This window comes from Hyphomonas sp. (genome assembly GCF_022844445.1).
Lineage (GTDB): Bacteria > Pseudomonadota > Alphaproteobacteria > Caulobacterales > Hyphomonadaceae > Hyphomonas.
In genome coordinates, this window is sequence record NZ_JALHLS010000013.1 from 15,450 (window position 1) to 39,870 (window position 24,421).

Here is a 24,421-nt window from a genome sequence, read left to right on the forward strand (position 1 = left end):
CCAGCCTTAATGCGGCGGACTTTCAGAAGGGAAGCTGAGTTCCATGAAACGCATTCATCTGCTGGCGGCGGCCGGTTTTGCAGCCTTTCTGCCCGCCTGCGACATCGTCCGCCTGCCCGGCGCCAGCACGCCCGAACCCGCGCCGCCTGCAGCCGCCGGAGCCGCGGCCCAGGACATCGCGCCGGAAAGCGCCGAGCCGATTGCCGGCACCATCGAGCCGCCCGAAGGGGAAACGCCGACCGTTGACCGTGATGCCCCTGAACCCGGCGCCGCCGACGAAACCGCTCTTGCCGACCCAGCCAGCTTTGCCGCGCTCGGCGCCGCGGTCGCGCGCCCGTCGCTCGCCCTGCTGAACGCGGCCCACTGCGCGTTGCCGGAAGGCGCCGCGCCGACCCCGACGGTCGGCGCCGTTGCCGGCGCCACCGAACTGGAAGAGCCGATGGCCGGCGTCGAGGTCGTCAACGCCCTCGCCGCGTCTCTCTCCGCCTTTCCGGGCATCGTCAAGCTCGAGCCGCGCCGCACCGAAACCAATGGTGCCATCGCCAGCGGCCATTGCAGCGCCGTGCGCATCCGCGCCAACTGGTTCCTGACTGCCGCCCATTGCATCGACCAGCCCTACGATGAGCTGCGCGTGATCGGCGACGCGGCGAACCTGCGCAGCCCCGCTGCCCGCATCACTGCGGCGTCCAGCGCCATCTGCCATGGCGGTTATCTGGGTACGGACAATGCCTATTCGAACGACATCGCGCTCCTTCGCCTCTCGCCCGAGCAAGCCTCGGCCCTCGCGGCCGTCCCGGTGGCCCGCACCGGCGCCACCGCCAAGGCGCTTGCCCCCGCCAACTACGCCACCGGCGAAATGGCGGGATGGGGCCTCACCCGCTATACCGGACAGCTGTCGAACGACCTGATGATGTCCGCCCTCAAGATCACCGCCGTCGGCCCTGCCGCCATCACGGTAGCAAGCCATGGCGGGGCGGGACCGTGCATTGGCGATTCCGGCGGACCGCTCTATGTCTCGGAGGCGGACGGCTCCAAAACCGTCGTGGGCATCCTGTCAGTTGTGGAACAAAACCGCGCGACCGGACGTTTCTGCGACGGTGAATACAATGGCCGCTTCACCAACCTCCAAGGCTATACCGGCTGGATCGACGCGGTCATCGCCTTCTGCGAGGCCCAGCCGGACGCCTGCACCTAGACCAACGTCAAAGGATCACCATGACCCGCGTCCTGCCCTGGCTGATCCTTCTCGTTGGTATCCTGCAGCCCCTGACCGGCGCCCTCGCCGCGCTCGGCATCGGTTCGTCTATCGGCGGTGACACTGCAGGCACAGATGCGCCGGAACAGCCGCTGCCAGCCTTCTTCTCAATCTGGGGCGTCATCTTCTTCGCCTATGCGGGCTTCGGCCTGACAGGGATCCTGCGACCGGCTGCCTGGTTTCCGAAGGTTGCCTGGCCGATGCTGATCGCGGGCGCCTCGAACGTCATCTGGATGCTCAGCGCCCAGCTGATCGGCTTTCAGCCGCTGAACTTCCTGCTCCTGGCACCTATCTTCGCCGCCGCCTGGATCGCTGCCGCGCGGGCAGAGGCCGTTCGCGGCGCAGAGCGCAGCACCCTCACCTTCCGGTTCGCAGACGCCGCCTCAGGGCTACTTGCCGGCTGGATCTCGGTCGCGACCGCTATTTCCGTTCCGCTGACGATCCGAACCTTCACCGGCCTGATGCCAACGGATTTTGTCTGGCCGATGTTCTGGTCCGCCGTCGCGGTCGCAGCGCTCGCCGCTTACCTCTTCGCCACGCACGTCAGCCGCAGCCTCTGGTTCTTTGCAGCGATCGGCTGGGGCCTTACGGGGGTCGCGATCAACAACTGGGTGCGCACCGAGATGCACCTCGTGGCCGCTATGGCCGCCCTCGGCGCCGCGACAATCGTGCTGGTGCGGGTGACGCGGCCGCCGAAGCGTCTTAAATCAGCGGCATGACAGAATTCAGCGTCCCCACCCCAGCCATGCTCCTCCTCAGTCTCGACACGGCCAACTGGCCTCGCTGGCTCGCCGCGATCTGGCCGGACCTTGTAAAATGGGGCCTTGTCCTCGCCTCGGTCGCGCTGATCTGGGTGGTCTCGTCGATCCTGAAGTCAGTGATCCTGTTCGTCGGCAAGCGGCTGACACCGAAGGGGCAGGAGTTCACCAGTACATCCTGGGACCTCGCCGCCTCCACCGCGCGTGTCTTTGCCTTCATTCTGATGATGCCGCTGCCGCTCGGCCTTGCGGGCTATGACTGGCGCAGCCTGATAAATGAACGCGGCCCCGGCGCCATCGGCGCGGTGATGATCCTGATCATCGCCTTCGTGGTCGCCAATGCCGTCTCCCGCTCGCTGCGCCGCTTCGGCGAGCGCGCGCATGCCCATTCCGGCGCCGACGATACGCTGATCGCCTTCTCGGCCTCGCTGATCAAGTACATCATCTTCGCCATCGCCATCGTCTTCGCACTGTCGCAGCTCGGCTTCCCGGCCGCCTCGCTCGCCGCCGTGCTTGGCGCCGCCGGTCTTGCCATCGGCCTCGCCTTGCAGGACACCCTGAAGTCGGTCGCCGCCGGCGTGATGCTCGCCATCTTCCGTCCGTTCCGCATCGGCGATTTCGTGACGCTCGCCGGCCTGGACGGCACGGTCACCGACATCACACCCTTCACCACATCGATGCGCCAGATCGACAACAAGATTGTCTCGATCACCAACGACAAGGTCTGGGGCTCGCCCCTGATCAACCACACGCGTGAACCGCGCCGCCGGCTCGACCTGTTCTTCACGGTCTCCTATGACGACGATCTCGACAAGGCGCTCGACGTGATGATCACGACCGCCGACGCGCACCCGGCTGTCCTCAAGCATCTCGGCACCTGGGCAGGCGTCCACAACCTTGCCGACTGGTCGATCGAACTGCGCCTGCGCTGCTGGGTCGCCACGCCGGATTTCGTGCAGGTGAAGGCGGACCTGATCAAGGCCATCAAGCAGGCCTTCGACCGGGAAGGCGTCACCATCCCATATCCGGTTCAGGTCGCCTACACCTATCCTGGCAAGGAAAAGGCGCCGCCGAAGGACGTTGACTTCAGCCGTCATGGCACAACGCGCGAATACCCGACCAGCGACGATGAGTGATACACCGCGCCCGCCGAAAGAGTTGCCGCAAGCCGCCCCGCCGGTGGCCGTTCCGGCACCGGTGCCGACTACGCCGCCGAAACCCTTCTTTGTGCGCGCCTTCAGCCTGAGCATCGGGCAGGCATTGCGCCTTCTGCTGATCAGCACGCTCGTCGGCTTCTTCGTCCTTGCGTTCGACTATGCGCCGGGCGCCACCACCTTCGATGTCGGCGGCGCGTTCACGGCCATCATCCACCGCGCCTTCACGGCCATCGGCTGGGCGCTGGAAAGCTTCTGGAAGCCGGCCCTTGCGGGCGCGGTCGTTGTACTGCCGATCTGGGCGATCTGGCGCCTCGTGCGGATGCCTTTCCGCAAGTGACCTAGACGACCGGCAGCGGCGGGGCAGTGAGCTTCAAGAGCTGCTTGCCGAGGTTCTTGCCCTCGAACAGGCGGCGCAGCGTGGCCGGACAGTTCTCGAACCCGTGCTGTACATCCTCCAGCGTCTTCAGCTTGCCTTCGGCAATCAGCTTCGACAGCGCGGCCACGCCTTCAGCCCAGCGCGGCGCGTAGTCGAGAATGATGAAGCCCTCCATCCGCGCCCGCATCACGGTCAGCTGCATGTAGCTGCGCAGACCCTGCATCTGGCTCAGGTCTTCGGCATTGTAGGACGAGATACCGCCGCACAGGACGATCCGTGCCCGGAGGGCCAGGTTCATCAGCGCCGCCTCGAGGATATCGCCGCCGACATTCTCGAACACCACGTTCACGCCCTTCGGCGCGTGCGCCTTGATCGCGGCAGCGACATTCTCGCGCTTGTAGTCGATGCAATAGTCTGCGCCCGCGACTTCCGTCACCCAGCGGCACTTGTCCGGCCCGCCAGCAATGCCGATGACCTTGCAGCCGAGTGCCTTGGCCACCTGCACGACAACCGACCCGGTCGCGCCTGCCGCGCCGGACACGAGCACCGTGTCACCCGCCTTTGGCTGGCCGACATCGGTCAGGCCGAACCAGGCCGTCAGCCCGGTCACCCCGAACACGCCGAGCGCCTGCTCCGGCGTGATGCCCTTGCGTACCGGCGCGACCGGGCCTGTCTCGGTCATGCCCTTGGTGATGACATATTCCTGCCAGCCGAAGGTGCCCTGCACCATCTGTCCGGGCTGGAAGCCCGGATGGTTCGACTTGATAACCTGCCCGACCGCCCCTGCGCGCACCGGCGCGCCGATCTTGACCGCGGGCAGGTAAGTGTCCGCCGCGAGCCAGCCGCGCTGCGTGGGATCGAACGACAGGTCGGTTACCCGCACCAGGAACTCGCCCTCGCCCGGTTCTGGGATCGGGCCTTCATCCAGCCGGAAGTCCGTATCCTTGATCATACCCTGCGGCCGCGTCTCCAGCAGCCAGCGGCGGTTCGTGCCTGCCATCATTTCCTCCCGTTTGATTGAACGTCCAAATCGGACCGATCGCGCGGCGGCGCAAGCTGCGCCGCTAGGACACCGGCTTCCAGATCTGCGTCTGGCAGATCGGTCCGATGCAGCCCTTCACTTCGAGGTTGCCGTTGCCCAGACGCCTGAGGCGCGCGTCATAGGTTTGCCCGTCTTCGGGATCTTTGATCCTGCCGCCGCGCCAGTCCTTGGCCTTCTTTGCGAAGCCGTGAAGCAGCCGGTAGCCAAGGATCCGTTCGCCCTTGTCATTCAGGACAGTGTCGGGCGCGACCCCTTCTGGCAATTCGGCCGGGTTCAGCCAGACGATGTGTCCGCATGGGCTGCCGTTGCCGCAGTCCCCGATCTCGACCCGCGAGCGACCATCGGGCAGGGAGAATGTGCCGAATACATTCAGCGTATCGGCTGCCGCCGGACCACCGATTGATGACGCGACGACAGCTGCCAAGACCATTCGTTTCATGGATGCCTCCTCCGAAACACGCAGTATAGTCATCTCAGATAGGGCGACTTCAAGGGAGAAACCAATGGATACTTCGAAACTCATGTTCAAGGACGGCCTGATGAAGGGCGAGCGCATCCTCGTCACGGGCGGCGGTACCGGCCTTGGCAAGGAAATGGCCGAGGGCTTCCTGAAGCTCGGGGCCGAAGTCCACATCTGCGGCCGCCGCGGCGGCGTCTGCGAGGAGACCGCCGCCGAACTGATGAACAAGCATGGCGGCAAGGTCGTGCCCCACGCCTGCGACATCCGCGTCGCACAGGCCATCAGCGACATGAACGACGAGATCTGGGCGAAACACGGGCCTCTGACCGGGCTCATCAACAACGCCGCCGGCAACTTCATCAGCCGCACCGAAGACCTCTCGATCCGCGGCTTCGACGCGATCTCCAACATCGTCTTCCGCGGCACGTTTTACATGACGCAGGATATCGGCAAGCGCTGGATCAAGGGCAAGCAGCGCGGCAGCGTCTGTTCCATCCTCACCACCTGGGTATGGAACGGCGGCCCGTTCGTCGTGCCGTCCGCCATGTCGAAAGCTGCCGTCAATACAATGACGCAATCGCTCGCCGTCGAGTGGGGCCGCTACGGCCTGCGCTTCAACGCTATCGCGCCCGGCCCGTTCCCGACCGAAGGCATGTCGAAACGCCTCTCGCCGGACGCAGACGGCGCCGAACGGATGGAACGGGGCGTCGCCAACCCAATGGGCCGCGTCGGCGAGATGCATGAGCTCGTGAACCTCGCCGTGCTGCTGATGGCACCCGGCGCCGAATACATCAACGGCCAGACCATCGCCATCGACGGCGCCATGTACAACGCTTCCGGCGGCAACTTCGCCATGCTGACCGCCTGGGGCGACGAGCAATGGGAAGCCGCCCGCAACGCGATCGAGGCCACGAACGCACAGGACAAGGCGAAGCGAACCGTATAAGCAGAATGCCGCTCCGCCCTCTGCAAGGGGGCGGCGGCTGGCTTGACGGGGGTAAGGCATGCAGGAACCGAACCGGGATATATTCCCTACGCCGGCGATGCTGGACCGCTTTCCCAACATTACGCCCCTCCTGAAGAACGAAGCCATCGAGACCGCTTTCATGCGCCATGAGGTGCTGTCGGTCTCGGGCAAGAAACGGTTCCACCAGCTTGGCCTCGTGTCGATGGTATTGATCGCGGGCAGTGCGATCTACACAATTGCCGAGGCGCTGCTGTTCAAAGACGCCGGCAACCAGATCATCAGCATCCTCGGTGCCATCTGCGCCGCCGTCGGCATCAGCGCACAGGTCTATTCGCTGGCCGCGCGGGTGAAGAGCCGCTGGCTGGTCAACCGCTTCGCTTGCGAGCGCCTGCGCTCGATCAAGTTCCAGATGTACTCGCTTGCCGCAAGCGCGCGCGACGAGGCCGAGCTCGCCGCCCGCACACGCCAGCTGACGGCGGTGGAGCTCGCCCGGCTCGAAAGTGAACTCAACATGGGCATCTCCATCTTCGAGGCCTTCGTGCCGGAAAAGTGCGTTATCGTGCCCGCGCCCGGCCCAGGCCCCGCCAATGCCGAGATCACCAGCGAAGCGATGACCGCCTTCCGCGAGCTGCGCCTGCTCTACCAGGATCGCTACGCCGCCGCCGAGCTGCACCGCCTGCGCGAGCACCGCCGCGCCTTCCACTCCGCCGCCGACATCCTCTACTTCTCGGGCGCATGCCTGGTGCTGCTGTCGCTGCTCGCCAAGACCGTTCCAGGCGTCGAGATCAGCAACTGGGTCGATTTCCTCGCGACCTCGGCCTTCGTCCTGTCGATCTCGAAGTCCGTGCTCGACAGCACATCTCTGACTGACCCGTCTGCCGCCCGCTTCGTACGCTACCGGGAAGATATCGCGGAAGTCCAACGCCGCATTGAGCATGGCGGCACGCTGGACGAGGTCGTACCGCAAATGGAGCGTATCGCGCTCGGAGAGCTTGAGGAATTCTGCGACGCGTCGAAGTCGATCAACTACCGGCTCTGATCACATCACGATGGCGACCTTGCCAACCACTTCGCGGCTGCGCATCATCTCGAAGGCGCGCCGCCACTCAGCCAGCGGCACCTCGGCATGGATGCGCGGGCGCACCTTGCCTTCCTCTGCCCATTTCCAGATGGCGGCCGTGTTCTCGCGGCCCCGGTCCGGGAATTGCCTGCCGTATTCACCTGCCCGCACGCCGACCACCGAGAAGCCTTTGATCAGCGGCATGTTGACGCTCACGGACGGTATTCGCCCGGATGTGAAGCCAATGATCAGCAGCCGTCCGTCAAAGGCGATACACCGCACGCTTTCGTCGAACACATCGCCGCCGACCGGATCATAGATCACATCCGCGCCGCGCCCGCCGGTCAACGCCTTCACCGTCTCCCGGAAGCCTGTGTCCGGCAGCACATGGTCGGCGCCGTACTCCTTCAGTATGCGGCGTTTGGCTTCTGAGGCCGACGTCGCGATGACCTTCGCGCCAAGCATGCGGCCGACGTCCACGGCAGCGAGGCCCACGCCGCCGCTCGCGCCGTGAACCAGCAATGTCTCGCCGGGCTGCAGGTTGCCGCGCCGCACCAGCGCCACATAAGCGGTGAGATAGGCCGCACCATAGGAAGCGGCGGCGGCAAAGCTGATCGCATCGGGCTTCCTGCGCAGCGCGGCGGCCGGCACGATCGCCGCTTCAGCAAATGCGCCTATCCGGTTGCCGCCAACGACGGCGTCGCCCACCGCAAAGCCGGTCACGCCTTCACCCAGCGCATCGACCAGACCGGAGAATTCCATGCCAAGCACGAAGGGCAGGTCAGGCTTCAGCTGGTACTTGCCTTCGGTCATCAACAGGTCCGGGAAGTTCAGGCTGGACGCCTTGATCCGGACACGGACCTGTCCCGGCCCTGGCTGCGGCAGCTCGCGCTCTTCCAGCGCCACGCCGGCATAATCCGGCGCCAGCGCCGAGCAGACGAGCGCCTTCATGCCGGGACCCGAGCCGCCTTCGCGAACATGTCGTGTACCATCTCGGCGATTTCCTGGCAGGCCGCGCGCGAACCGGGTGAGATATAGGTGAAGGCCGTGAAGGCATGCGCCAGCTCATCATAGCGCTTGTGCATCACCGGGACGCCGGCGGCTTTGAGGCGCGCGGCATACTCGTCGCCCTCGTCCGATAGCGGATCATGCCCGGCCGTGATCACGACCGCCGGCGGCAGGCCGGAAAGATCCGTCTCCTGGCCCGGCGAGACGCGCAGGTCGCGGTGGTCGAAGCCTTCCGGCAGGTATTGCTTCATGAACCACTCCATCGTGTCCTGGCTCAGGGAGAAGGTTTTCGAGAAGGCCTTCTTCGATGGATAATCCTTTGAGATGTCGATGGCCGGATAGATCAGCAGCTGGAAGGCCGGGACGGGGCCGCCCTCGCGTTTCATCTGCTGGCTTATGATGGCCGAAAAATTGCCGCCCATGCTGTCGCCGCCGACCGCCGCTGTGCCCGGCAGCGCGCCGAACTGGGCCGCGCGCTCGACCCCCCAGCGATAGGCTGCGATACAGTCATTGAGGCCCGCCGGGAAAATGTGCTTCGGAGCCAGCCGGTAGTCCACCGACAAGACCGGCGCCTGCGCGCCCTGCGCCAGCATCGAGCACCAGAAATGGCAGGTGTCGAGATCGCCGACCACACCGCCGCCCATGTGGAAATAGACGATCAGCGGATGGCGCGGATCCTGCGAGGAGGGCCGGTACATCCGCGCGGGAATGGTGTTTCCGTCCGGACCCGGAATAATGAAGGTGGAGAAACTGGTGCTGCTGCTCGGAATGTCGGCCAGCAGAGCGAACTGCGCCTTGACACCCTCCTGCACCGCCTCGGCCGGCAGGCTGGACAACGGCGGCGCATTGCGTCCGGTCCATGCGATCAGTTGCAACTGGGGCTCCAGCGTGCGCCCTGCCACAGTCAAAGGCGCGCCCCCGGACATCTTGACGATCAGGCTTCCGGGCAGGTTTGAGAATGTCTTGGCGAGAATGCGCTGCAGGCTCATGTGGCCCAGATTCCTTGAGTCGCGGAGGCGCAATGATGGGCCACTTTTTCAGCGGCGCCAAGGGGTGTCGCCGGGGAGGTCCCCCCGGCGCTGCACGTCAGCGCTGCATCATCGCCCGGCCGCCGGCGAGGACGAGGCTGGCCGCAAAACGGGTCGCACCCTCGACGTCCACCGGACGGCGCTGCAGCATGTAGTCGCCCATCTCCCGCGCAATGCCGATGGCAGCCGCCGTCAGGTATTCCAGGTCCATTCCTGCCGCCGCTTCACCAGATAGCGTCGTCTCGAGGTCAGCGCGGATCTCTTCGGCCACGGCCAGCATCTCGGGTGTGTCGACGCGCACGCCCATCAGCGCCAGATGCGGCGCGCCCGCCTTGATCGCTTCTTCGTTCTCACGGGCAATGAAGCTGAAATAGGCCCGGAAGGCGTGTTCAATATAATCTTCCAGCGAGGTGGTGCGCGCCCGCACTTCCGACAGGTGGGCCCGGAAGCGGTGGGTCGAATCCTCGGCGATCGCCTGGAACACCTCTTCCTTCGACTTGAAGTAATTGTAGAACGTGCCGGAGGCGAGGTTCGTCTCGCGGATGATGTCGCGCACGGTGGTCGCTTCATATCCGATCAACGCGAACACCCGGCGGGCCGCGGTCAGTATCGCCCGCCGGTTGGCAGCCTTGGTGTTTGCGCGCTTGCCGTTGGCGTGCGCGTCTGTTCCGATATCTGCCATGTCTATTGCCCTGTACTCGCTCCGGTTTCGACCCTGCACCCGGCGTCACGAGGCGTCAACTTTGTAATTCAGGGAATGTCTTCCGGCTTCCGGCCCGGGCGGGCCTTATAAGTCGGGAAGGACCAGCCGAAGCGCATTGCCCCGCCCCGGATAGCGAACGCCGCCAACGCCGCGGGCACCGCTGCCGTCATCACGGGAAGACCTGCCATCACCAGGCTGGTATAGGCCGCCGCGCCGACCAGCGCGGCCGTTATATAGATTTCCCGTTGCAGCACGATGCTCGGTTCGCCGGCCATCTGATCGCGCAGGATGCCGCCAAAACTGGCCGTAATCACACCCATCGTCACCGCGATCACCGGCGAACCGGTTACGCTATAGGCCTTCCAGGCGCCGAACACGCAATAGACCGCGAGGCCGATCGCATCGAGCCAGAGCAGCATCTTGTAGCGCGACTCGAACAGGTGGGCCGTGAAATAGACAATCACCGCCGTGACGACGCAGATCAGCAGGTAGTCGGGATTGACGACCCAGAAGACGGGCACGTCGAGGATCAGGTCGCGCACCGTGCCGCCGCCAATGCCGGTGAGGGCGGCAAAGAACATGAAGCCAATGACATCCAGCTGCTTGCGCGAAGCCGCCAGCGCGCCGGTGGCGGCAAAAACGGCGATGCCGGCATAGTCGAGGATCAGGATCGGGTTCATGGCTCGCTCCTCTCATGATCTGCGGCAGGCGTGAAGCTCCAGGGTCGCAGAGGCGCGCTGCGCAGACCTGCCGTGTCTCGGCTGGACCTGCAGGTCAGGACCGCCGGCCTGCCCGGCTCTGAATTCTCCGGTTGACTTCCTGCTATATATCTATAAATCTGGATATATGGAAATTACAACCGCTGTCGCCCAACTCTCCGCCCTCGCCCAGGAAGCCCGCCTGTCAGTCTTCCGCCTCCTCGTCCGCGCCGGCCATGACGGCCTGCCCGCCGGCGAAATCGCCGCCACACTCGGTATCGTGCAGAACACGCTGTCGGCCCAGCTCACGGTCCTCTCCCAGGCGGGCCTCGTGCGCAGCGAGCGTCGCGGGCGATCGATCATCTATTTTGCCAGTTACGAAACCATCAGTCAGCTGATCATCTACCTGATGGAAGACTGTTGCCAGGGTCGCAGCGAAATCCGCGGCCCTGTCCTCACCGCCACCAGCAAGCCGTCTTGCTGCGGCACCTGATCCCCCACCCAAACGGAGTTCCTCCCCATGAAACGCCTGCATGTCCATGTCGCCGTCGAAAATCTTGCTGATGCGACGCGCTTCTACTCGACCCTGTTCGCCGCCGATCCGACGGTGTCGAAGTCCGACTACGCCAAGTGGATGCTCGACGATCCGCGCGTGAACTTTGCGATCAGTGCGCGCGGCGCGGCGCCCGGCGTCGAACATCTCGGTATCCAGGCAGAATCCGATGACGAACTGCGCGAGGTCTATGCCCGCCTGAAGTCCGCCGATGCGCCTTTGCTCGAGGAAGGCGCGACCACCTGCTGCTATGCCCGGTCCGAGAAGAGCTGGGTCAATGACCCCGCCGGCGTGGCGTGGGAAGTCTTCCATACGACCGGCGACAGCGCGACCTATGGCGGCGGTCCAGTTGTGGCGGACGCCCGCCTCGCGTCGACGCCGACCGGCATGGCCATTCCCGCCATTGCCGAAGCGTCGCCCCCGCGCGCCTGCGGCTGCTAGCCCTCCGCGGAGCCGCTTCGGCGGCTCCGCCCCTCACGCATAATCATCAGCCAGGCTTGCAACGGCGGCGACTTTCGCATCCCGCTTACGGCGGCGCTGGAGCGTTTGCATGAAGCCGAACGCGACTCGGATCAGGATCAGCAGGAGGACGCCCGCCAGCGGCTCATTCAACGTGAAGGCAACGCCCGCGCCAAGGATGATCGCAATGTGCAGGGTCACGATACGCCCGTAGGGCGAGAACATCTCCAGCTGCGGATTGCTGGTCTTGTATTCACCGCGTCCAAGGAAGTCGAACACGTAGTAGAGGAGGCTGACACCCGCAATGGCCGCAACGAACCAGGTCATTTCCGGCGCAGTGCCGAGCGCCCACTGGATCAATGAGACAGGTTCCAGATTGTCGCCGCCGCCTTCTCCGCCGGCAAACAGCCGCAGGAATATACCGTGTACGAAGCAGAACATGCCGTAGTGGAAAAAGAAAAACGGCACCATGAACAGCGCCATCGCGAGGCTGACGACGGAGGCAATCGCGGTGCCGATCATCCGGAAGATCGTGAAGGCGCCGATAACAAGGTTCTCGAGCCAGTAAAGGGCGACGAGCGGGGTCGCGCTCCAGCCGAAGGCGAACACGGCCAGGATCGGGAGCAGGTCAACACCGAGGCTCACCCAGGACAGCGGATCGCGATAGGCGCGCGCGACCTCAGACGGGTCGAGGAAGCGTCCCCTCATTCGGCCAGCTTGCCGGTGATCTCAGGAATGTCCGCATCGACCTCCGTATAGACAACATTGCGCCCGGGCGACCATTCCCCCTTGGCGAAGTATTCGGAAGTCATGGTCATGGCGCCCTCGGGCGTCAGACGGCCGGTAGAGCGCACGCGGGTGATCGTGTCATGACCCGTCACCGCTTCCTCGGCCGTCCAGCTGCCATCATTGCCCAGCACGAAGGTGCCGGTGGTATGGAAGCCGGCGCTGGTGACATAGACATAGTCAAGACTGCCGGTCTGGCCGTTCTCATAAACATAGGTGACGCCGCCATAGGAGCCGTCCTCAAGGGCATGCCGGTTTACCAGCACACGGCCGCCGAGATCCCAGCTCCAGGCCGAGACATCCGCCGGGCCGGTCTCGCCCTCAGCCACGGGCTCGCTGCGCCAGGTCTTTCCTGCCAGGCCGGTCAGCGCGCCGAAGCTGCCTTTCTGGGCAGCGGTCGGCGGGCCGAAGCCTGCGGCACCGTCCGGGAAACAGGCACACGCCGCCAGCAGGCAAACCGAGGCGAGCGTCAGGGACAGGCGCCGGGCACCGGCGAGCATGCGGTTCATCGAGAAATCCTCCCCAACGCCTCAATAGCCCAGAAAATTGTAAGCTGGGAAGGCAAAAGGATCGTTCGGCGTCAGGCCCTTTGAGCCGCGCGGGTTGTCGTAATTGCCGGTCAGCAGCTCGAAATGAAGGTGGACAGCCTCGGCATTGCCGGTTGCCCCCATCATGCCGACAGGCTGGCCAAAACCGATCGACGAGCCGAGTTGGATACCCGCATCAAAGTATTCCAGGTGGGCGTAGCGGGTGTAGACACCATGGCCATGGTCGATCAGGACCTGCAGTCCGTATCCGGAGGATTCGCGCGCCTCGATCACGCGGCCGGGGGCGGCGGCGTAGATCATGCTGGCCGGGCGGCTGGTCAGGTCGATACCTTCATGCATGCGGCTCCCGCGCATGCCGAAGCCGGATGACAGGCACACATCATTTACCGGCACCGTGGCGAGCACGACCTGTCCGACGAGGATCACCGGCTTGTAGTCCGAAATCCAGCGCTCGCTGTCATGAGCGGGCGCGTTCGACACGCCCATGCCCGGACACAGGCGCAGGAACGCATTCGGCTGGAACGGCCCTTGCGGCGGATTGCGGGTGTCGCCGGGCGGGCCGTACTCCACGGGGGGGCCATAGACGATCACGGGCGCGGGCTGCGACGCGCAGGCGCCCAGCATCAGGAGCGCAACCATCAGCCCCCAGAGGCGTGTGCTCACACGTTGACCTTTGTCCGTTTGGCGCCGCGCTCGATCTCCTTCATCAGATCCTTGCAATAGGCGAAGAAGTCGACCTGCATGCGGTGACGCGGGCTGTCATAGAAGTGGCCGAGATGGGCCTCCTCGTCTTCCTTGGTGACCCGGTGCATTTCGTCCGCAGGCGGAAAGGCGTACCGGCCGGTCAGCGCGGCGACGACGAGTTTCGATTGCTGCTCGGCAAAGTTCACGAGTGTCGGCAGCGGCTGGGCGAGGCCGAGGAAGAACAGGGTTTCGCGGCCCGGCTGGACCATGCGCTTGTATAGCGGGAAAACATTGTCCTTCGGGGTGAGTTCGTCCTGCTTGAAGAACGGGAAGGTCGTATTGTAACCTGTGGCCCAGACGATGGCGTCCACCTTCTCCCGCGTGCCGTCAGTGAACACGACGAAATCGCCATCGAGACGTTCGATACCGGGCTTTGGCGTGATGTCTCCGCAGCCGACCCGGGTAAGGAATTCTCCGGACACGGAAGGGTGGCCGTCCAGCGGTTCATGGTCCGGTTTCGGCAAGCCGTAGTCTTCCATGTTGCCGATCGTCTTCTTGATGTTCGCCTTGGCCAGCGCCCGGCCGATTTTCGGCGGCATCCAGGGCGGCAGCACGGCCTTGTCGGCCGGCTTGCCAGCCATGTATTTCGGCAGCACCCAGACGCCGCGCCGCATCGAGATGAACAGCTTTTCCGCCAGCGGGCGCTGGGAGAGCTCCGAGGAAATATCCATCGCCGAATTGCCGGCGCCTACGATCATCACGCGCTTGCCGCGGAAGTCATACGGCGTGAACGGGTCACGGTAATGGTGGGAATGGACCTGGTAGCCATTGAACGTGCCGGGATATGTCGGCATCCGCGCGTCCCAATGGTGACCATTGGCGATGCAGACAGCGTCATAGTCGCGCGTCTCACCGGTCGACAGTGTGACGCGGAAGCGCCCGCCCGGAAGGTCAGCGACGTCTTCGACGGCTGTGTTGAACGTGATCGTCCGCCTGAGGTCGAAATGATCGACATAGTCGTTGAAGTACTGGCAGAGCTGGGCGTGATGCGGGAAATCCGGCCAGTCCGACGGTACCGGATAATCCTCGAAGGCAAGGCGCCATTTCGAGGTGTCGATGTGCAGCGACTGGTAGCAGGACGAGACCCCGTTCGGGTTGTTGTAGTACCAGTTGCCGCCGACATTGTCGGATTTCTCGAAACAGTCGTAGGGCAGTCCCTGATCCTTGAGGCGCTTGGCCATCGTGAACCCGGAACAGCCTGCCCCGATGATGCAGGTTTTCGGCTTTGCCGCTGCGTCAAAGGCCATGGTCATATCTCCTTACCTTGCGCGAACCCGTTTCCATGAGTCCCGCGCGATGTTATCCGGCGTTTCAAGGGCGTCAAATCGGAAAGCGAGCCGGGCTGCATGAACGACAAGCCGAAGAAGGAATATGACATCGCCGCCATCATGAACGAGAACATCAACGTGATGCGCGATGTGGTGCCCTGGGCGAACGAGACAAGGTTCCGTGTGACCAAGGTTGACAAGGGCCATGTCTTCGGCGTGCAGCCCTGGGCCGAACACCTGGTGGGCGATCCGGACACCGGCGTCATCCATGGCGGGGTGATCACCACTTTCCTGGACAACCTGTCCGGCATGGCCTGCACGGCTGCGATGACCCAACTGCGTTTCGTGGCGACCATCGACCTGCGCATCGACTATATGCGGCCGGCCGAGAAGGGCCGCGACATCATCGGCGAGGCGGAATGCTACCATCTCACCCGGACCGTCTGCTTTACCCGCGCCTGGGCCTATCATGAAACGCGGGACAAGCTGATCGCAACCTCACAGGGAACCTTTGCCATCAACAAGCCGCGCTTCGGCGACGGGAAGGCCCGCACATGAATCCCGACCTGACCAATCCGCGGGCGGACGAAATCGACGCGATCCTCAAGCGGATCCCATTTGCACAAACGCTCGGCATGCGCTGCGAGGTGCTGGGCGACGAAATGACGGCGATCCTGCCCTATCAGGAAAAGCTGATCGGCAACGTGACGATCCGCGCGCTGCATGGGGGTGCGATAGCATCATTCCTCGAGTTGACCGCAATGCTGCAGGTTTTCCTTGTCTCCGACATGCCGCGCCCGCCCAAGGCGATCAACATCACCATCGACTATCTACGACAGGGTCATGCCAAGGACCTCTATGCGCGCGCTTTCGTAATGAAAATGGGGCGCCGGATGGCTTCGGTACGCGCCGAAGCCTGGCAGGAGAACCGGGCGGACCCGGTCTCGGCGATCGTGGCCCATTTCATGGTGGCGGCGGACTAGGCCTGGAGCAGGCATCAACCGCGGCGGCACAAAGGATGCGGGCTCAACGCTACTCAGGATATGTCCCGCCTGGCGTTCCGGATCACGGTCTTCGGCGATGACGGGATGATGAGGAGGCGTGTTCGGGATAGAAAAGCAAAAGGAGGGGCCTGACATCAGGCGCATCTCGGAAACCGTGCACCAAAAAACCGGTTCTGCGCGGACCTCGCAGACGGGCCATTCGACCAGCTTGCAGCGCATTGAGGCGGGAGAGGCCGACGGGGTATCTGCTTAGTTCACCGGCGGAAAGGCCCGGGCGACGCGCTGGTTCCATTCGTAGAGCGCAGGCCAGTTCTCGCCCTCGTTGGGCATCAGGCCGAGGCGAACGATGACCAGGTCTCGGCTGGGAACGACCCAGATCGTCTGGCCTTCATGTCCCCCAGCGTGAAACGCGTCACGCGGCTCAGAGTCTGCATTCTGTCTGTGCGTCAGCGGACCTTTGTCGGGAATGATCCACCAGCCTGCACCATAGACATTGGTATTGGAGGCCGGGCCGGGCGTGCGCGCAAAATCGACCCATCCTTCCGGCAGAATCTGCGTTCCTTCCCAGACACCATCACGAAGGTAGAGGTAGCCGAACTTTGCAAAGTCGCGCGCGCTGGCCCAGACGAGCGAGCCACCCAGATAGGTGCCCTTGGGATCGAACTCGACAACCGTGTCCATGCCGATCCGGTCAAACAGGATCCGGTCGAACGCTTCCTTTGTCTCTTTCGGCTTGCCTTCAGTTCCCAGGGTGACCTGCAAGGCATGACCGATCATGTGAAAAGCAGGCGTGGAATAGGTCCAGTAGATGCCGGGCGCGTGTACGAGCGGAAAAGCGCGCATCGCATAGCCCAGCGCATCGAACCGACCGTCCCCGTACATCAGCTGCACGACATCGCTCTTGACCGGATTCGGGTCGCCGTCGAGTTCGTGATAGTCGAGCCCGTCCACAGCGTTGAGCCACTGGCGCCAGGTGATTTCGGCTTGCTTGCTGCCCGGCTCATAGGGCGTTGGCATCGGGACATCGAGGTTGATGTCTGCGCCCTCAACGATGGCCGCGCCCACGAGGGCCTGCGTGACGGACTTCGCCATACTCCAGGAGATCTGCCTTGTCTCAGGTGAAAAGTGCCTCCCATAGGCTTCAGCAACAAGCTTGCCGCGCCAGATGATCACGAGGCCGCGCGTCTCGCCCATCAGGTCTTTCGACGTCTTGCCCATGGCTTCGGCCACAAGAGCCTCTACGGCGTCTTTCGATTGCTGCGGCAGCTCGCCGGCCTCCCAGCCGGACGTGGGAAAGGCGAGGCCTTCAGGCTGTGAGGGCAGCGTCGCGAGGCCTTGCGCACCGGCGCTCAAAACCCATGACGCTGCTGCGGTAAGCATTCCAAGAATCTTTAGCTTCACGCTGGCGCACTCCCTCGTTTTGGTTATGCTTTGAAAAAATCTGTTGTGGACCGGGATATGAAGCTCGTCAAAGCCTTCAGTATTGGGATTGTCGTGCTTGGGCTTGCAAGCGGGCTGGCCTGGCAATTCTTCCTGCGGGATCAGATTGCGTTCGCCAGGATAGCGAGCGCTTACGGCGCAAAAATGGTCTGCTCATGCCGTTTCGTTGCAGGACGCCCGATGGAGAGCTGCCTCACGGACTTCACGGCAGACCTCAGTCAGATTACGTTCAAAGAATCCGGAGACACCGTCCGCGCCAGCGTGCTTGGCGGCCTCGTCTCCGCGCAAGCCCGGAACACGGGCCCTGAAACCGGCTGCACAATGGTTGAAAAATGAAACACGTACTTATCGCCTTCTTGTTACTCACAAGCTCGGCTGTACTCGCGCCTGCCGCCCGCGCCGACGAGGGGCTGAAATGGATGACCGGATGCTGGCGCACGAAGGACAAGACTTACAAGGAAGTCTGGTCGAAACCGGAATCGGGATTCCTCTTCGGCTATTCAATGACCTATGACGAGACAGGCGCACTCACCTTTTTCGAGCAGAGCCGCATCGATGGCGGCGCGCCGGCCGTGTTCAACGCCTACCCCAGCGGGTTCGGTCCATCGGAGTTCACAGAGGAGAGCCGCGGCAAGACTACCGTAACCTTCTCCAACTCGGCGCACGACTATCCGCAGCGGATCGTGTACGCGCGCAAGGGTAGCCGGATGAGCGCCACCATCTCGCTGATGAATGGTGCGCGCTCGGTGACCTGGGAATTCCGGAAGTGCTGACCTGAGAGCTTACGGCTCTTCGATCACGAGTTCGTCTTCCTGTGAAACCGGCAAACCGCCGAATCGGCCGGCCCAGGCTTCGGTCAGGATCGGCGTGAGGGCATCGGCCGGGATCGTCACCTCATATGAGCCTTCTGCGTAAGCGCCGATGTCATAGGGCGAGAAAACGACAGTGATGCCGCCGGCCTTGCCGGGCTCGGTCGAGGCGGCGAGCAGGAGATTGTGGGTGTAGACATCAGGAGCCTCTGCTGACGGAACAAGCAGTTCGCGCAGGCTGGCTTCGACCGAGGCCGATTCCATAGGCTCGTAGCCGCGTTCGATCTTTTCCTCGACCAGCGCCTTGATGACGAGGTCATTGAACGCGGCTGCATCGGTGACGAAGGCAGAGAGCGGCAGGGCAGCCTCCTCGCCTTTCCGGTAGATGCCGCCGCCGAGAAAGTAGTTCGGGTGGGCGCCGCCGGTATAGGTGCCGACCATATCGCTGACCGAGATGACATCCTCGAGGACGACGGTCGCCTTGTGCGTGATGTCGAGCGTATAGCCCATGAACCAGGACGGGTTGCCGGTGGCGGCCGCATCTTCGTCCGCCATTCTGCGGCCTTCATCGGCGGAGACGGCAAGCTCGTTGAGCTGCGCGTCCGCGTTCTTCCACAGGCGCCAGGCGAGCGGCGGATCGAAGGCGAGGATGGCAGGGTCAATCTCGGCAGTGACCTTGTAGTTTTCGCTCTCGCGCTCGGTGGACAACTCGAAGCCTTCCGGCGCAGTAGCGGCCTCGGCGGCCGCAGCCTCGACGGCCGCCTCGACGCCGGCCTCGTCGACGGGGTCCGTCGCCGGCGCTACGGGGGAGCAGGCGGCCACCAGCAGGACACAGACGCAGGCGGAAGCAAGAAGTCGGATCATGATACGTTCGGCTTTCTAGAGACTGAGGAGTTCGGCGTCGCCGCCTTGCGCGGTAATGTTGACACTTACCACGCGCTCAGTGGCGAAACGATGGAGATAATGCGGGCCGCCCGCCTTGGGGCCGGTGCCGGAGAGGCCTTCGCCGCCGAAGGGCTGGACGCCGACGACGGCGCCGATCATCGAGCGGTTCACATAGATGTTGCCGGCGGGCATGGCGGCCTTCACCGCGGTGTGGAAACTTTCGAGGCGCGAGTGAATGCCGAGGGTAAGGCCATAGCCCTTGGCGTGCAGCGCGGCGCCGGTGGCGGCAATGGTGTCCGGGTCATAGCGCAGCACGTGCAGGACCGGACCGAAAGTTTCCTCCGTGATCTGATCAAGCGAGGAAAGCTCGACCAGGGCTGGGCCGAAGCCTGTTCCGGCGGCGGCGAGGGCGCCGGCGTCCACCTGGTGCAGCACCTTCGCCTCGGCGCGCATACGGGCGAGGTGCTTCTCGAGGAGGCCTCGTGCCTCGGCATCAATGACCGGACCGGTGTCGGTGTCCGGGCGGGCGGGATCACCGAGTTTAAGCTCGTTCATCGCGCCGATCAGGCCGTCGATCAGGCTGTCGGCGGTGGCGTTCGGCAGGAACGCGATACGCAGGGCCGAGCAGCGCTGGCCGGCGGAGCCGAATGCAGAGGTGATCATGTCGTCGATCACCTGTTCGCGCAGAGCGGTTGTGTCGACAAAGAGGCCGTTGAGGCCGCCGGTTTCGGCGATCAGCGGAATGATCGGGCCGTCCCTGCCCGCCAGCGTGCGGTTGATGAGGCGCGCAGTCGACGTGCCGCCGGTAAAGCAGACGCCGGAGACGCGCAGGTCAGCGGTTAGTTTTGCGCCGACGGTTTCGCCGCGGCCGGGCAGCAGGTGGAGCGCATCTGCGGGCAGGCCCGCCTTGTGGAAGAGGCGGACGGCCTCGAAGGCGATGAGCGGCGTCTGCTCGGCCGGCTTGGCGGCAACCGTGTTGCCGGCCGCGAGAGCGGCGGCAATCTGGCCGGTGAAGATGGCGAGAGGGAAGTTCCACGGACTGATGCAGCAGAAGACGCCGCGTCCGTGAAGGGAGAGGTGGTTGGTCTCCCCGGTGGGCCCAGGCAGACGAACAGGGGCGGCGAAATCCTCCGCGGCCTGATGCGCATAGTAGCGGCAGAAATCGACCGCTTCGCGCACTTCGGCGATGCCGTCGGGCAGCGTCTTGCCCGCCTCGCGCGCCATGAGTGCGATGAGGCGGGGCGCTTCGGCCTCCATCGCATCGGCCATGGCATGCAGGTATTCGGCGCGCTTGGCGCCGCCGAGACGGTCCCATTCGGGCTGGTAGGCAGCGGCGGCATCAAGGGCCGCGTTGAGGGCTATGTCATCAGCTTCCAGCACCGCGCCGAGGGCGCGGGTATGGTCGGCAGGGGAACGCACTATCTCGCCGCCGCCTGTGATGGGCCCGCCCGAGACGATGGGGCCCGCGGCGATGGCAGGGCCGTCATCGAGAGCCTTGAGAGCGGAGGCAAAGCCGCTGCGCACGCCCAGCTGACTGAGATCGTGGCCGAGGGAATTCCTCCGTGCACTGCCATAAAGGCGAGGCGGGGTCGGGATGCGCGGATGGCGGCGCGGGCCCATCTCAACCTTGGCGATGGGGTCGGCAACAACCTGTTCGGGCGGCACACTGTCATCGAGGAAGGAGTGGACGAAGCTGGTGTTGGCGCCGTTCTCGAGAAGGCGCCGAACGAGATAGGGCAAGAGGTCTTCGTGCGCACCGACAGGGGCGTAGACGCGCACGCGGGTGCCGGCTTCGGCGGCCTCGTACAGCGGCTCGCCCATGCCGTGGAGGCGCTGGTACTCGAAGCCCGTGACACCGGCGGCGCCGGCGAGCAGGTCGACGGCAGCGAGCGTGTGGGCATTGTGGGTGGCGAAGCAGGGATAGATGGCGGGCGAGGCGGCGAGCATGGCGCGGGCGCAGGCGAGGTAGTGAACGTCCGTACCCTGCTTTGTCGTGAAGACCGGGAAGTTCGGATAGCCTTCGACCTGGGCGTTCTTGATTTCCGAATCCCAGTAGGCGCCCTTGACGAGGCGGACCATGAAGCGGCGGCCGGTGACATTCGCCAGCGTGCCGAGGCGTTCGATGACGGCCAGGGCGCGCTTCTGGTAGGCCTGCACGGCCAGGCCGAGGCCGGTCCAGCCTTCAAGGGACGGCTCGCGCGCGAGCTTTTCGAATATCTTGAGGCTGATGACGAGGCGGTGGGCTTCCTCCGCATCGAGGCAGAGGCCAATGTTGGCTTTCGCAGCCTGCTGGCAGAGGGTGAGGACTTTCGGATACATCTCGGCCATCACGCGCGCTTCCTTCACGGCGAGGTAGCGCGGATGGAGGGCAGAGAGCTTGACCGAGACACCATTGGCGGATTCGGGCGGGAGCTTTGCGTCCTTGTCGGCGGAAACCGCGGAGATGGCGGCTTCATAGGCCTTGAAGTAGCGTTCGGCATCAGCGGCAGTGCGGGCGCCCTCGCCCAGCATGTCGAAGGAGAAATGGGCGGCTTCGCCGGACTTCACCATACGGCGGCCGCGCTTCAGGGCCTCCTCGACCGTCCGTCCAAGAACGAATTGCTCGCCCATGATGCGCATGGCCTGCATCATGGCGGTGCGGATGACCGGTTCGCCGCTCTGGCGGATCAGGCTGCCGACGAAGGCGGCGGGCCCCTTCTTCGCGGTTTCCGGCGCGCCGATAACGCGCCCGGTGAGCATCAGGCCCCAGGTTGACGCGTTGACGAGCCAGGAGTCCGACTGGCCCTGGTGGGCGCCCCAGTTGCCAGAGCGGATCTTCTCGGCGATCAGGTCGTCCCGTGTGGCAGCGTCCGGCACCCGCAGCAGCGCCTCGGCAAGGCACATCAAGGCAAGGCCTTCGGAATTCGTCAGGCCGAATTCCTCGAGGAAGCTTTCCATCATGCCTTTTCGCCGGCCGCGCGAGCGGGCGATGACAACGAGTTCCCTGCCCCGGCGCACGGCGGCTTCGCGAATGGGGCCGGGCAGTACGCTTTGCCGGATCAGACCCTCCAGCAGGGCTTCCTCATCGGCGAATTTCAGGGCGTCGAGCGCGTCCCAGTCGACCGGGAGCGAGGCGAGTGTATCAGGCATGGGAACAGGTCAACTCATCAGGAAAGAGGCATGAACTTGCGGCCGCTGGAGCGGACGAAGCATGAAGATACCTGCGGAGTCGGCGGCCTGCGAGCGGAAATTCCAAGAAAACTGGTGCAGGCAGACCAGGCTAGTGCAGGACGGCGCGGGGGCTGGTGTTGTCCTGGAGCCGGAATTCGACCCGGTTGCGGCCATTGTGCTTGGCGGCGTAGAGGCGTTCATCGGCGGTGCGGTAAAGGTCGCTGAAGGGCGAGACGTCTTCGAAGGCGACGCCGCCGACGCTGACCGACAGCGCGTGGCGCGCGCCGCCGGGCGCAAACTCCGTCTCGGTGACCGCGATGCGGATTCGTTCGGCGGCCGCTTCGGCGCTTTCCCGGCCCTGTCCCGGCATGAACACACAGAACTCCTCACCGCCGACGCGGCCCACGAGATCGGCCTGGCGCACCGTATCGCGGATCGTCTGGGCGATGAGTTTGAGGGCTTCGTCGCCGCTTGTGTGTCCGAACTTGTCGTTGACCGCCTTGAAGTGGTCCACGTCGATGACAAGGAGCGCGCCGCCGATGCGCCTGTCAGATTCTTCGACGCGTTTGAGGTATCCGTCGACCAGCTCGGTGAAGGCCCGGCGGTTGAGCAGCGAGGTCAGGCTGTCGGTGGACGCAACGGTCATCAGCTCGGTATGAGCGACGGCCAGCTGGCGCATCTTGTCGAGCAGCAGGAAGAAGAAGGGCGGGGCCAGCAGGACCGGGATGACGAAATTGTTCACAGGATCGCTGCCCCAGCGCCAGCGGCCGGTCGCGACATCGAAACTGTCAATCGCAAAGGCAAACGCAACGCAGATCAGGGTGCCCAGCGCCATCAGCAGCCACACCCGCGCCCGTCCGCGCGCCGACCAGTCCAGTTTCATCCTGGGGCCTGCATGTTCCATAACGGGCAGGGTAGAAGAAGTTTCTTAAGGATTGGCTGATGGTGAAGGCCCCGCGTCTGCCAGGTATGTCGCAGTGGCTGCAGGGCCCGGGAATGCGGCTACTGGCTTCACAGGGTTTCACGCTGCGCCTATACCGCCAGCCGGGCGGGACTGAACGAGGGGTTGCGGCGGCGGAGCCTTTACGGTCCGTATCAAGCCCGCAATGCAGTGTTCAGCCACGCGGCGATGATGGAGTCCTGATGCGGATCTTGCTCGTGACAGACGCCTGGGACCCCCAGGTCAACGGCGTCGTGCGCACGATGAAGCGCATCATCGCCGAGACCGAGGCGATGGGCCATGTTTGGGAAATCGTGCATCCCGGCGCGGGCTTCATGACCATGCCGCTGCCGACCTATCCCGAGATCAAGATGGGCCTGCTTGGCCGGCCGCGGATAAGCGAGATTTTTCACGAGTTCGAACCGGACGCGGTGCATATCGCGACCGAAGGCACTCTGGGCATGGCGGCGCGGGCCGTGTGCCTGACCGAGAAACACCCCTTCTCGACGGCTTACCACACGCGCTTTCCGGAATATGTGTCGGCGCGCCTGCCCGTGCCGGTTAGCTGGGGCTACTCCTTTGTGCGCTGGTTCCACAAGTATTCCGGCAAGGTGATGGTCGCGACGCCGTCGCTGATGGAAGAGCTGAAGGGGCACGGCTTCTCGAACCTCGTGGCGTGGAGCCGGGGCGTCGATACGGAGACCTTCTCGCCTTTGAAGCGGATCGAGGAAGGCCAGCCGGATGATCCGTTCGCGGGCCTGGCGCGGCCGATCTTCCTGAATGTAGGACGCGTAGCGGTCGAGAAGAATATCGAAGCGTTCGTCGAGCTGGAGCTGCCGGGCACGAAGGTGATCGTGGGAGACGGGCCGCAACTGGAAGAGCTGAAGCGGAAGTACAAGGACGTCGTGTTCCTCGGCGCAAAGTTCGGCGACGAACTGGCAGCCTGCTATGCCAGCGCGGACGTGTTCGTGTTCCCGAGCCTGACGGATACGTTCGGACTGGTTGTGCTGGAGGCGATGGCGGCGGGCACGCCGGTGGCCGCGTTTGATGCAACAGGGCCGCGCGACGTGATCCCAGGCTCCGGCGCGGGCACGATCACGCCGCTGGACGGTGACCTTGCCAAGGGCGCGGTCGATTGCCTCTCGCTCAACCGCGAGGCAGCGCGCGCGCATGCCGAGACGTATAGCTGGCGGGCGTGTGCGGAAGTGTTCCTGGAGAACCTTCAGCCGCTGCCGCCGCCGCTGCGCCGGCGTTTCTGGCACAAGATCCGTATACGGAGGCGCAGGCCGAAGGCGGAGGGTGTCGAGGGGTAGATTTGCGGAC

At 64.4% G+C, this 24,421-nt stretch carries 27 protein-coding genes; 13 read left to right on the forward strand and 14 right to left on the reverse strand.

The window, feature by feature from the left end:
* Positions 1–43 precede the first annotated feature (43 nt).
* From Q0C17_RS13845 to Q0C17_RS13860, 4 genes are read left to right on the forward strand one after another with little or no spacing between them, the layout of a single operon-like run.
* Positions 44–1,195, forward strand: a complete 1,152-nt coding sequence (locus Q0C17_RS13845) for a trypsin-like serine protease (protein ID WP_291207491.1) — start codon at positions 44–46, stop codon at positions 1,193–1,195.
* A 20-nt stretch (positions 1,196–1,215) separates the two neighbouring features.
* On the forward strand, positions 1,216–1,974 hold the full coding sequence (locus tag Q0C17_RS13850; protein WP_291207494.1) for a hypothetical protein: 759 nt from the start codon (positions 1,216–1,218) through the stop codon (positions 1,972–1,974).
* Positions 1,971–3,149, forward strand: coding sequence for a mechanosensitive ion channel family protein (locus Q0C17_RS13855; RefSeq protein WP_291207497.1), 1,179 nt, complete (start codon positions 1,971–1,973; stop codon positions 3,147–3,149). Before Q0C17_RS13850 ends, Q0C17_RS13855 begins: the two co-directional genes overlap by 4 nt.
* Positions 3,142–3,507 carry a hypothetical protein gene (locus Q0C17_RS13860; RefSeq protein ID WP_291207500.1) on the forward strand — a complete coding sequence of 122 codons (366 nt, stop codon included), beginning with the start codon at positions 3,142–3,144 and terminating at the stop codon, positions 3,505–3,507. The genes Q0C17_RS13855 and Q0C17_RS13860 overlap by 8 nt, the downstream gene beginning before the upstream one ends.
* Position 3,508: 1 nt before the next feature.
* Here the strand turns inward: Q0C17_RS13860 and Q0C17_RS13865 are convergent, their stop codons facing one another.
* Positions 3,509–4,546, reverse strand: a complete 1,038-nt coding sequence (locus Q0C17_RS13865; protein ID WP_291207503.1) for an NADP-dependent oxidoreductase — start codon at positions 4,544–4,546, stop codon at positions 3,509–3,511.
* Between the two features lie 64 nt (positions 4,547–4,610).
* Positions 4,611–5,027, reverse strand: coding sequence for a DUF2147 domain-containing protein (locus Q0C17_RS13870; RefSeq protein ID WP_291207506.1), 417 nt, complete (start codon positions 5,025–5,027; stop codon positions 4,611–4,613).
* Positions 5,028–5,091: 64 nt separating this feature from the next.
* Between Q0C17_RS13870 and Q0C17_RS13875 the strand changes: the two genes are divergently transcribed.
* Together Q0C17_RS13875 and Q0C17_RS13880 are read left to right on the forward strand one after the other, a co-directional pair.
* Positions 5,092–5,994, forward strand: coding sequence for an SDR family oxidoreductase (locus tag Q0C17_RS13875; RefSeq protein ID WP_291207509.1), 903 nt, complete (start codon positions 5,092–5,094; stop codon positions 5,992–5,994).
* A gap of 58 nt (positions 5,995–6,052) precedes the next feature.
* Positions 6,053–7,054: a hypothetical protein gene (locus tag Q0C17_RS13880; RefSeq protein WP_291207512.1), complete on the forward strand. Its 1,002-nt coding sequence runs from the start codon at positions 6,053–6,055 to the stop codon at positions 7,052–7,054.
* Here Q0C17_RS13880 and Q0C17_RS13885 read toward each other — a convergent pair whose 3' ends face one another.
* The 4 genes from Q0C17_RS13885 to Q0C17_RS13900 all read right to left on the reverse strand — a co-directional run bounded on the left by Q0C17_RS13885 (position 7,055) and on the right by Q0C17_RS13900 (position 10,494).
* Positions 7,055–8,026 carry an NADPH:quinone oxidoreductase family protein gene (locus tag Q0C17_RS13885; protein WP_291207515.1) on the reverse strand — a complete coding sequence of 324 codons (972 nt, stop codon included), beginning with the start codon at positions 8,024–8,026 and terminating at the stop codon, positions 7,055–7,057.
* A complete protein-coding gene (locus tag Q0C17_RS13890; RefSeq protein ID WP_291207518.1) occupies positions 8,023–9,072 on the reverse strand; it encodes an alpha/beta hydrolase in 1,050 nt (349 codons plus the stop codon). Before Q0C17_RS13890 ends, Q0C17_RS13885 begins: the two co-directional genes overlap by 4 nt.
* Before the next feature lie 97 nt (positions 9,073–9,169).
* Positions 9,170–9,793, reverse strand: a complete 624-nt coding sequence (locus tag Q0C17_RS13895) for a TetR/AcrR family transcriptional regulator (RefSeq protein WP_291207521.1) — start codon at positions 9,791–9,793, stop codon at positions 9,170–9,172.
* Positions 9,794–9,861: 68 nt separating this feature from the next.
* Positions 9,862–10,494 carry a trimeric intracellular cation channel family protein gene (locus tag Q0C17_RS13900; RefSeq protein WP_291207524.1) on the reverse strand — a complete coding sequence of 211 codons (633 nt, stop codon included), beginning with the start codon at positions 10,492–10,494 and terminating at the stop codon, positions 9,862–9,864.
* Positions 10,495–10,660: 166 nt separating this feature from the next.
* Here Q0C17_RS13900 and Q0C17_RS13905 point away from each other — a divergent pair, with 166 nt between their 5' ends.
* Both Q0C17_RS13905 and Q0C17_RS13910 read left to right on the forward strand, forming a co-directional pair.
* Positions 10,661–11,005: a metalloregulator ArsR/SmtB family transcription factor gene (locus Q0C17_RS13905; RefSeq protein WP_291207527.1), complete on the forward strand. Its 345-nt coding sequence runs from the start codon at positions 10,661–10,663 to the stop codon at positions 11,003–11,005.
* 27 nt (positions 11,006–11,032) lie between these two features.
* Entirely contained in the window at positions 11,033–11,506 is a 474-nt protein-coding gene (locus Q0C17_RS13910) for an ArsI/CadI family heavy metal resistance metalloenzyme (RefSeq protein ID WP_291207530.1), read from the forward strand.
* A 33-nt stretch (positions 11,507–11,539) separates the two neighbouring features.
* Here Q0C17_RS13910 and Q0C17_RS13915 read toward each other — a convergent pair whose 3' ends face one another.
* From Q0C17_RS13915 to Q0C17_RS13930, 4 genes are read right to left on the reverse strand one after another with little or no spacing between them, the layout of a single operon-like run.
* Entirely contained in the window at positions 11,540–12,232 is a 693-nt protein-coding gene (locus Q0C17_RS13915; protein WP_291207533.1) for a DUF6498-containing protein, read from the reverse strand.
* A complete protein-coding gene (locus Q0C17_RS13920; RefSeq protein WP_291207536.1) occupies positions 12,229–12,819 on the reverse strand; it encodes a hypothetical protein in 591 nt (196 codons plus the stop codon). Before Q0C17_RS13920 ends, Q0C17_RS13915 begins: the two co-directional genes overlap by 4 nt.
* Before the next feature lie 21 nt (positions 12,820–12,840).
* Positions 12,841–13,521, reverse strand: coding sequence for a peptidoglycan DD-metalloendopeptidase family protein (locus tag Q0C17_RS13925; RefSeq protein WP_291207539.1), 681 nt, complete (start codon positions 13,519–13,521; stop codon positions 12,841–12,843).
* On the reverse strand, positions 13,518–14,849 hold the full coding sequence (locus Q0C17_RS13930) for an NAD(P)-binding domain-containing protein (protein ID WP_291207541.1): 1,332 nt from the start codon (positions 14,847–14,849) through the stop codon (positions 13,518–13,520). Before Q0C17_RS13930 ends, Q0C17_RS13925 begins: the two co-directional genes overlap by 4 nt.
* A gap of 99 nt (positions 14,850–14,948) precedes the next feature.
* Here Q0C17_RS13930 and Q0C17_RS13935 point away from each other — a divergent pair, with 99 nt between their 5' ends.
* Positions 14,949–15,428 carry a PaaI family thioesterase gene (locus Q0C17_RS13935; protein WP_291207544.1) on the forward strand — a complete coding sequence of 160 codons (480 nt, stop codon included), beginning with the start codon at positions 14,949–14,951 and terminating at the stop codon, positions 15,426–15,428.
* Positions 15,425–15,853, forward strand: coding sequence for a PaaI family thioesterase (locus tag Q0C17_RS13940; protein WP_291207546.1), 429 nt, complete (start codon positions 15,425–15,427; stop codon positions 15,851–15,853). The genes Q0C17_RS13935 and Q0C17_RS13940 overlap by 4 nt, the downstream gene beginning before the upstream one ends.
* Before the next feature lie 270 nt (positions 15,854–16,123).
* Here Q0C17_RS13940 and Q0C17_RS13945 read toward each other — a convergent pair whose 3' ends face one another.
* Positions 16,124–17,275 carry a serine hydrolase gene (locus Q0C17_RS13945; RefSeq protein WP_291207549.1) on the reverse strand — a complete coding sequence of 384 codons (1,152 nt, stop codon included), beginning with the start codon at positions 17,273–17,275 and terminating at the stop codon, positions 16,124–16,126.
* A 57-nt stretch (positions 17,276–17,332) separates the two neighbouring features.
* Here Q0C17_RS13945 and Q0C17_RS13950 point away from each other — a divergent pair, with 57 nt between their 5' ends.
* The gene (locus tag Q0C17_RS13950; RefSeq protein WP_291207552.1) at positions 17,333–17,650 is read left to right on the forward strand and encodes a hypothetical protein; all 318 of its coding nucleotides are present in this window, start codon (positions 17,333–17,335) and stop codon (positions 17,648–17,650) included.
* Positions 17,647–18,087 (forward strand): DUF6265 family protein, encoded by a 441-nt coding sequence (locus Q0C17_RS13955; RefSeq protein WP_291207555.1) that lies wholly within the window; start codon positions 17,647–17,649, stop codon positions 18,085–18,087. Before Q0C17_RS13950 ends, Q0C17_RS13955 begins: the two co-directional genes overlap by 4 nt.
* A 9-nt stretch (positions 18,088–18,096) precedes the next feature.
* Here the strand turns inward: Q0C17_RS13955 and Q0C17_RS13960 are convergent, their stop codons facing one another.
* The 3 genes from Q0C17_RS13960 to Q0C17_RS13970 all read right to left on the reverse strand — a co-directional run bounded on the left by Q0C17_RS13960 (position 18,097) and on the right by Q0C17_RS13970 (position 23,041).
* Positions 18,097–18,987: a DUF3298 and DUF4163 domain-containing protein gene (locus Q0C17_RS13960; protein ID WP_291207558.1), complete on the reverse strand. Its 891-nt coding sequence runs from the start codon at positions 18,985–18,987 to the stop codon at positions 18,097–18,099.
* Positions 18,988–19,002: 15 nt separating this feature from the next.
* On the reverse strand, positions 19,003–22,137 hold the full coding sequence (gene putA / locus Q0C17_RS13965; RefSeq protein ID WP_291207561.1) for a bifunctional proline dehydrogenase/L-glutamate gamma-semialdehyde dehydrogenase PutA: 3,135 nt from the start codon (positions 22,135–22,137) through the stop codon (positions 19,003–19,005).
* Between the two features lie 130 nt (positions 22,138–22,267).
* Positions 22,268–23,041: a GGDEF domain-containing protein gene (locus tag Q0C17_RS13970; RefSeq protein WP_291207564.1), complete on the reverse strand. Its 774-nt coding sequence runs from the start codon at positions 23,039–23,041 to the stop codon at positions 22,268–22,270.
* Between the two features lie 260 nt (positions 23,042–23,301).
* Here Q0C17_RS13970 and Q0C17_RS13975 point away from each other — a divergent pair, with 260 nt between their 5' ends.
* A complete protein-coding gene (locus Q0C17_RS13975) occupies positions 23,302–24,411 on the forward strand; it encodes a glycosyltransferase family 1 protein (RefSeq protein WP_291207567.1) in 1,110 nt (369 codons plus the stop codon).
* Positions 24,412–24,421 lie beyond the last annotated feature (10 nt).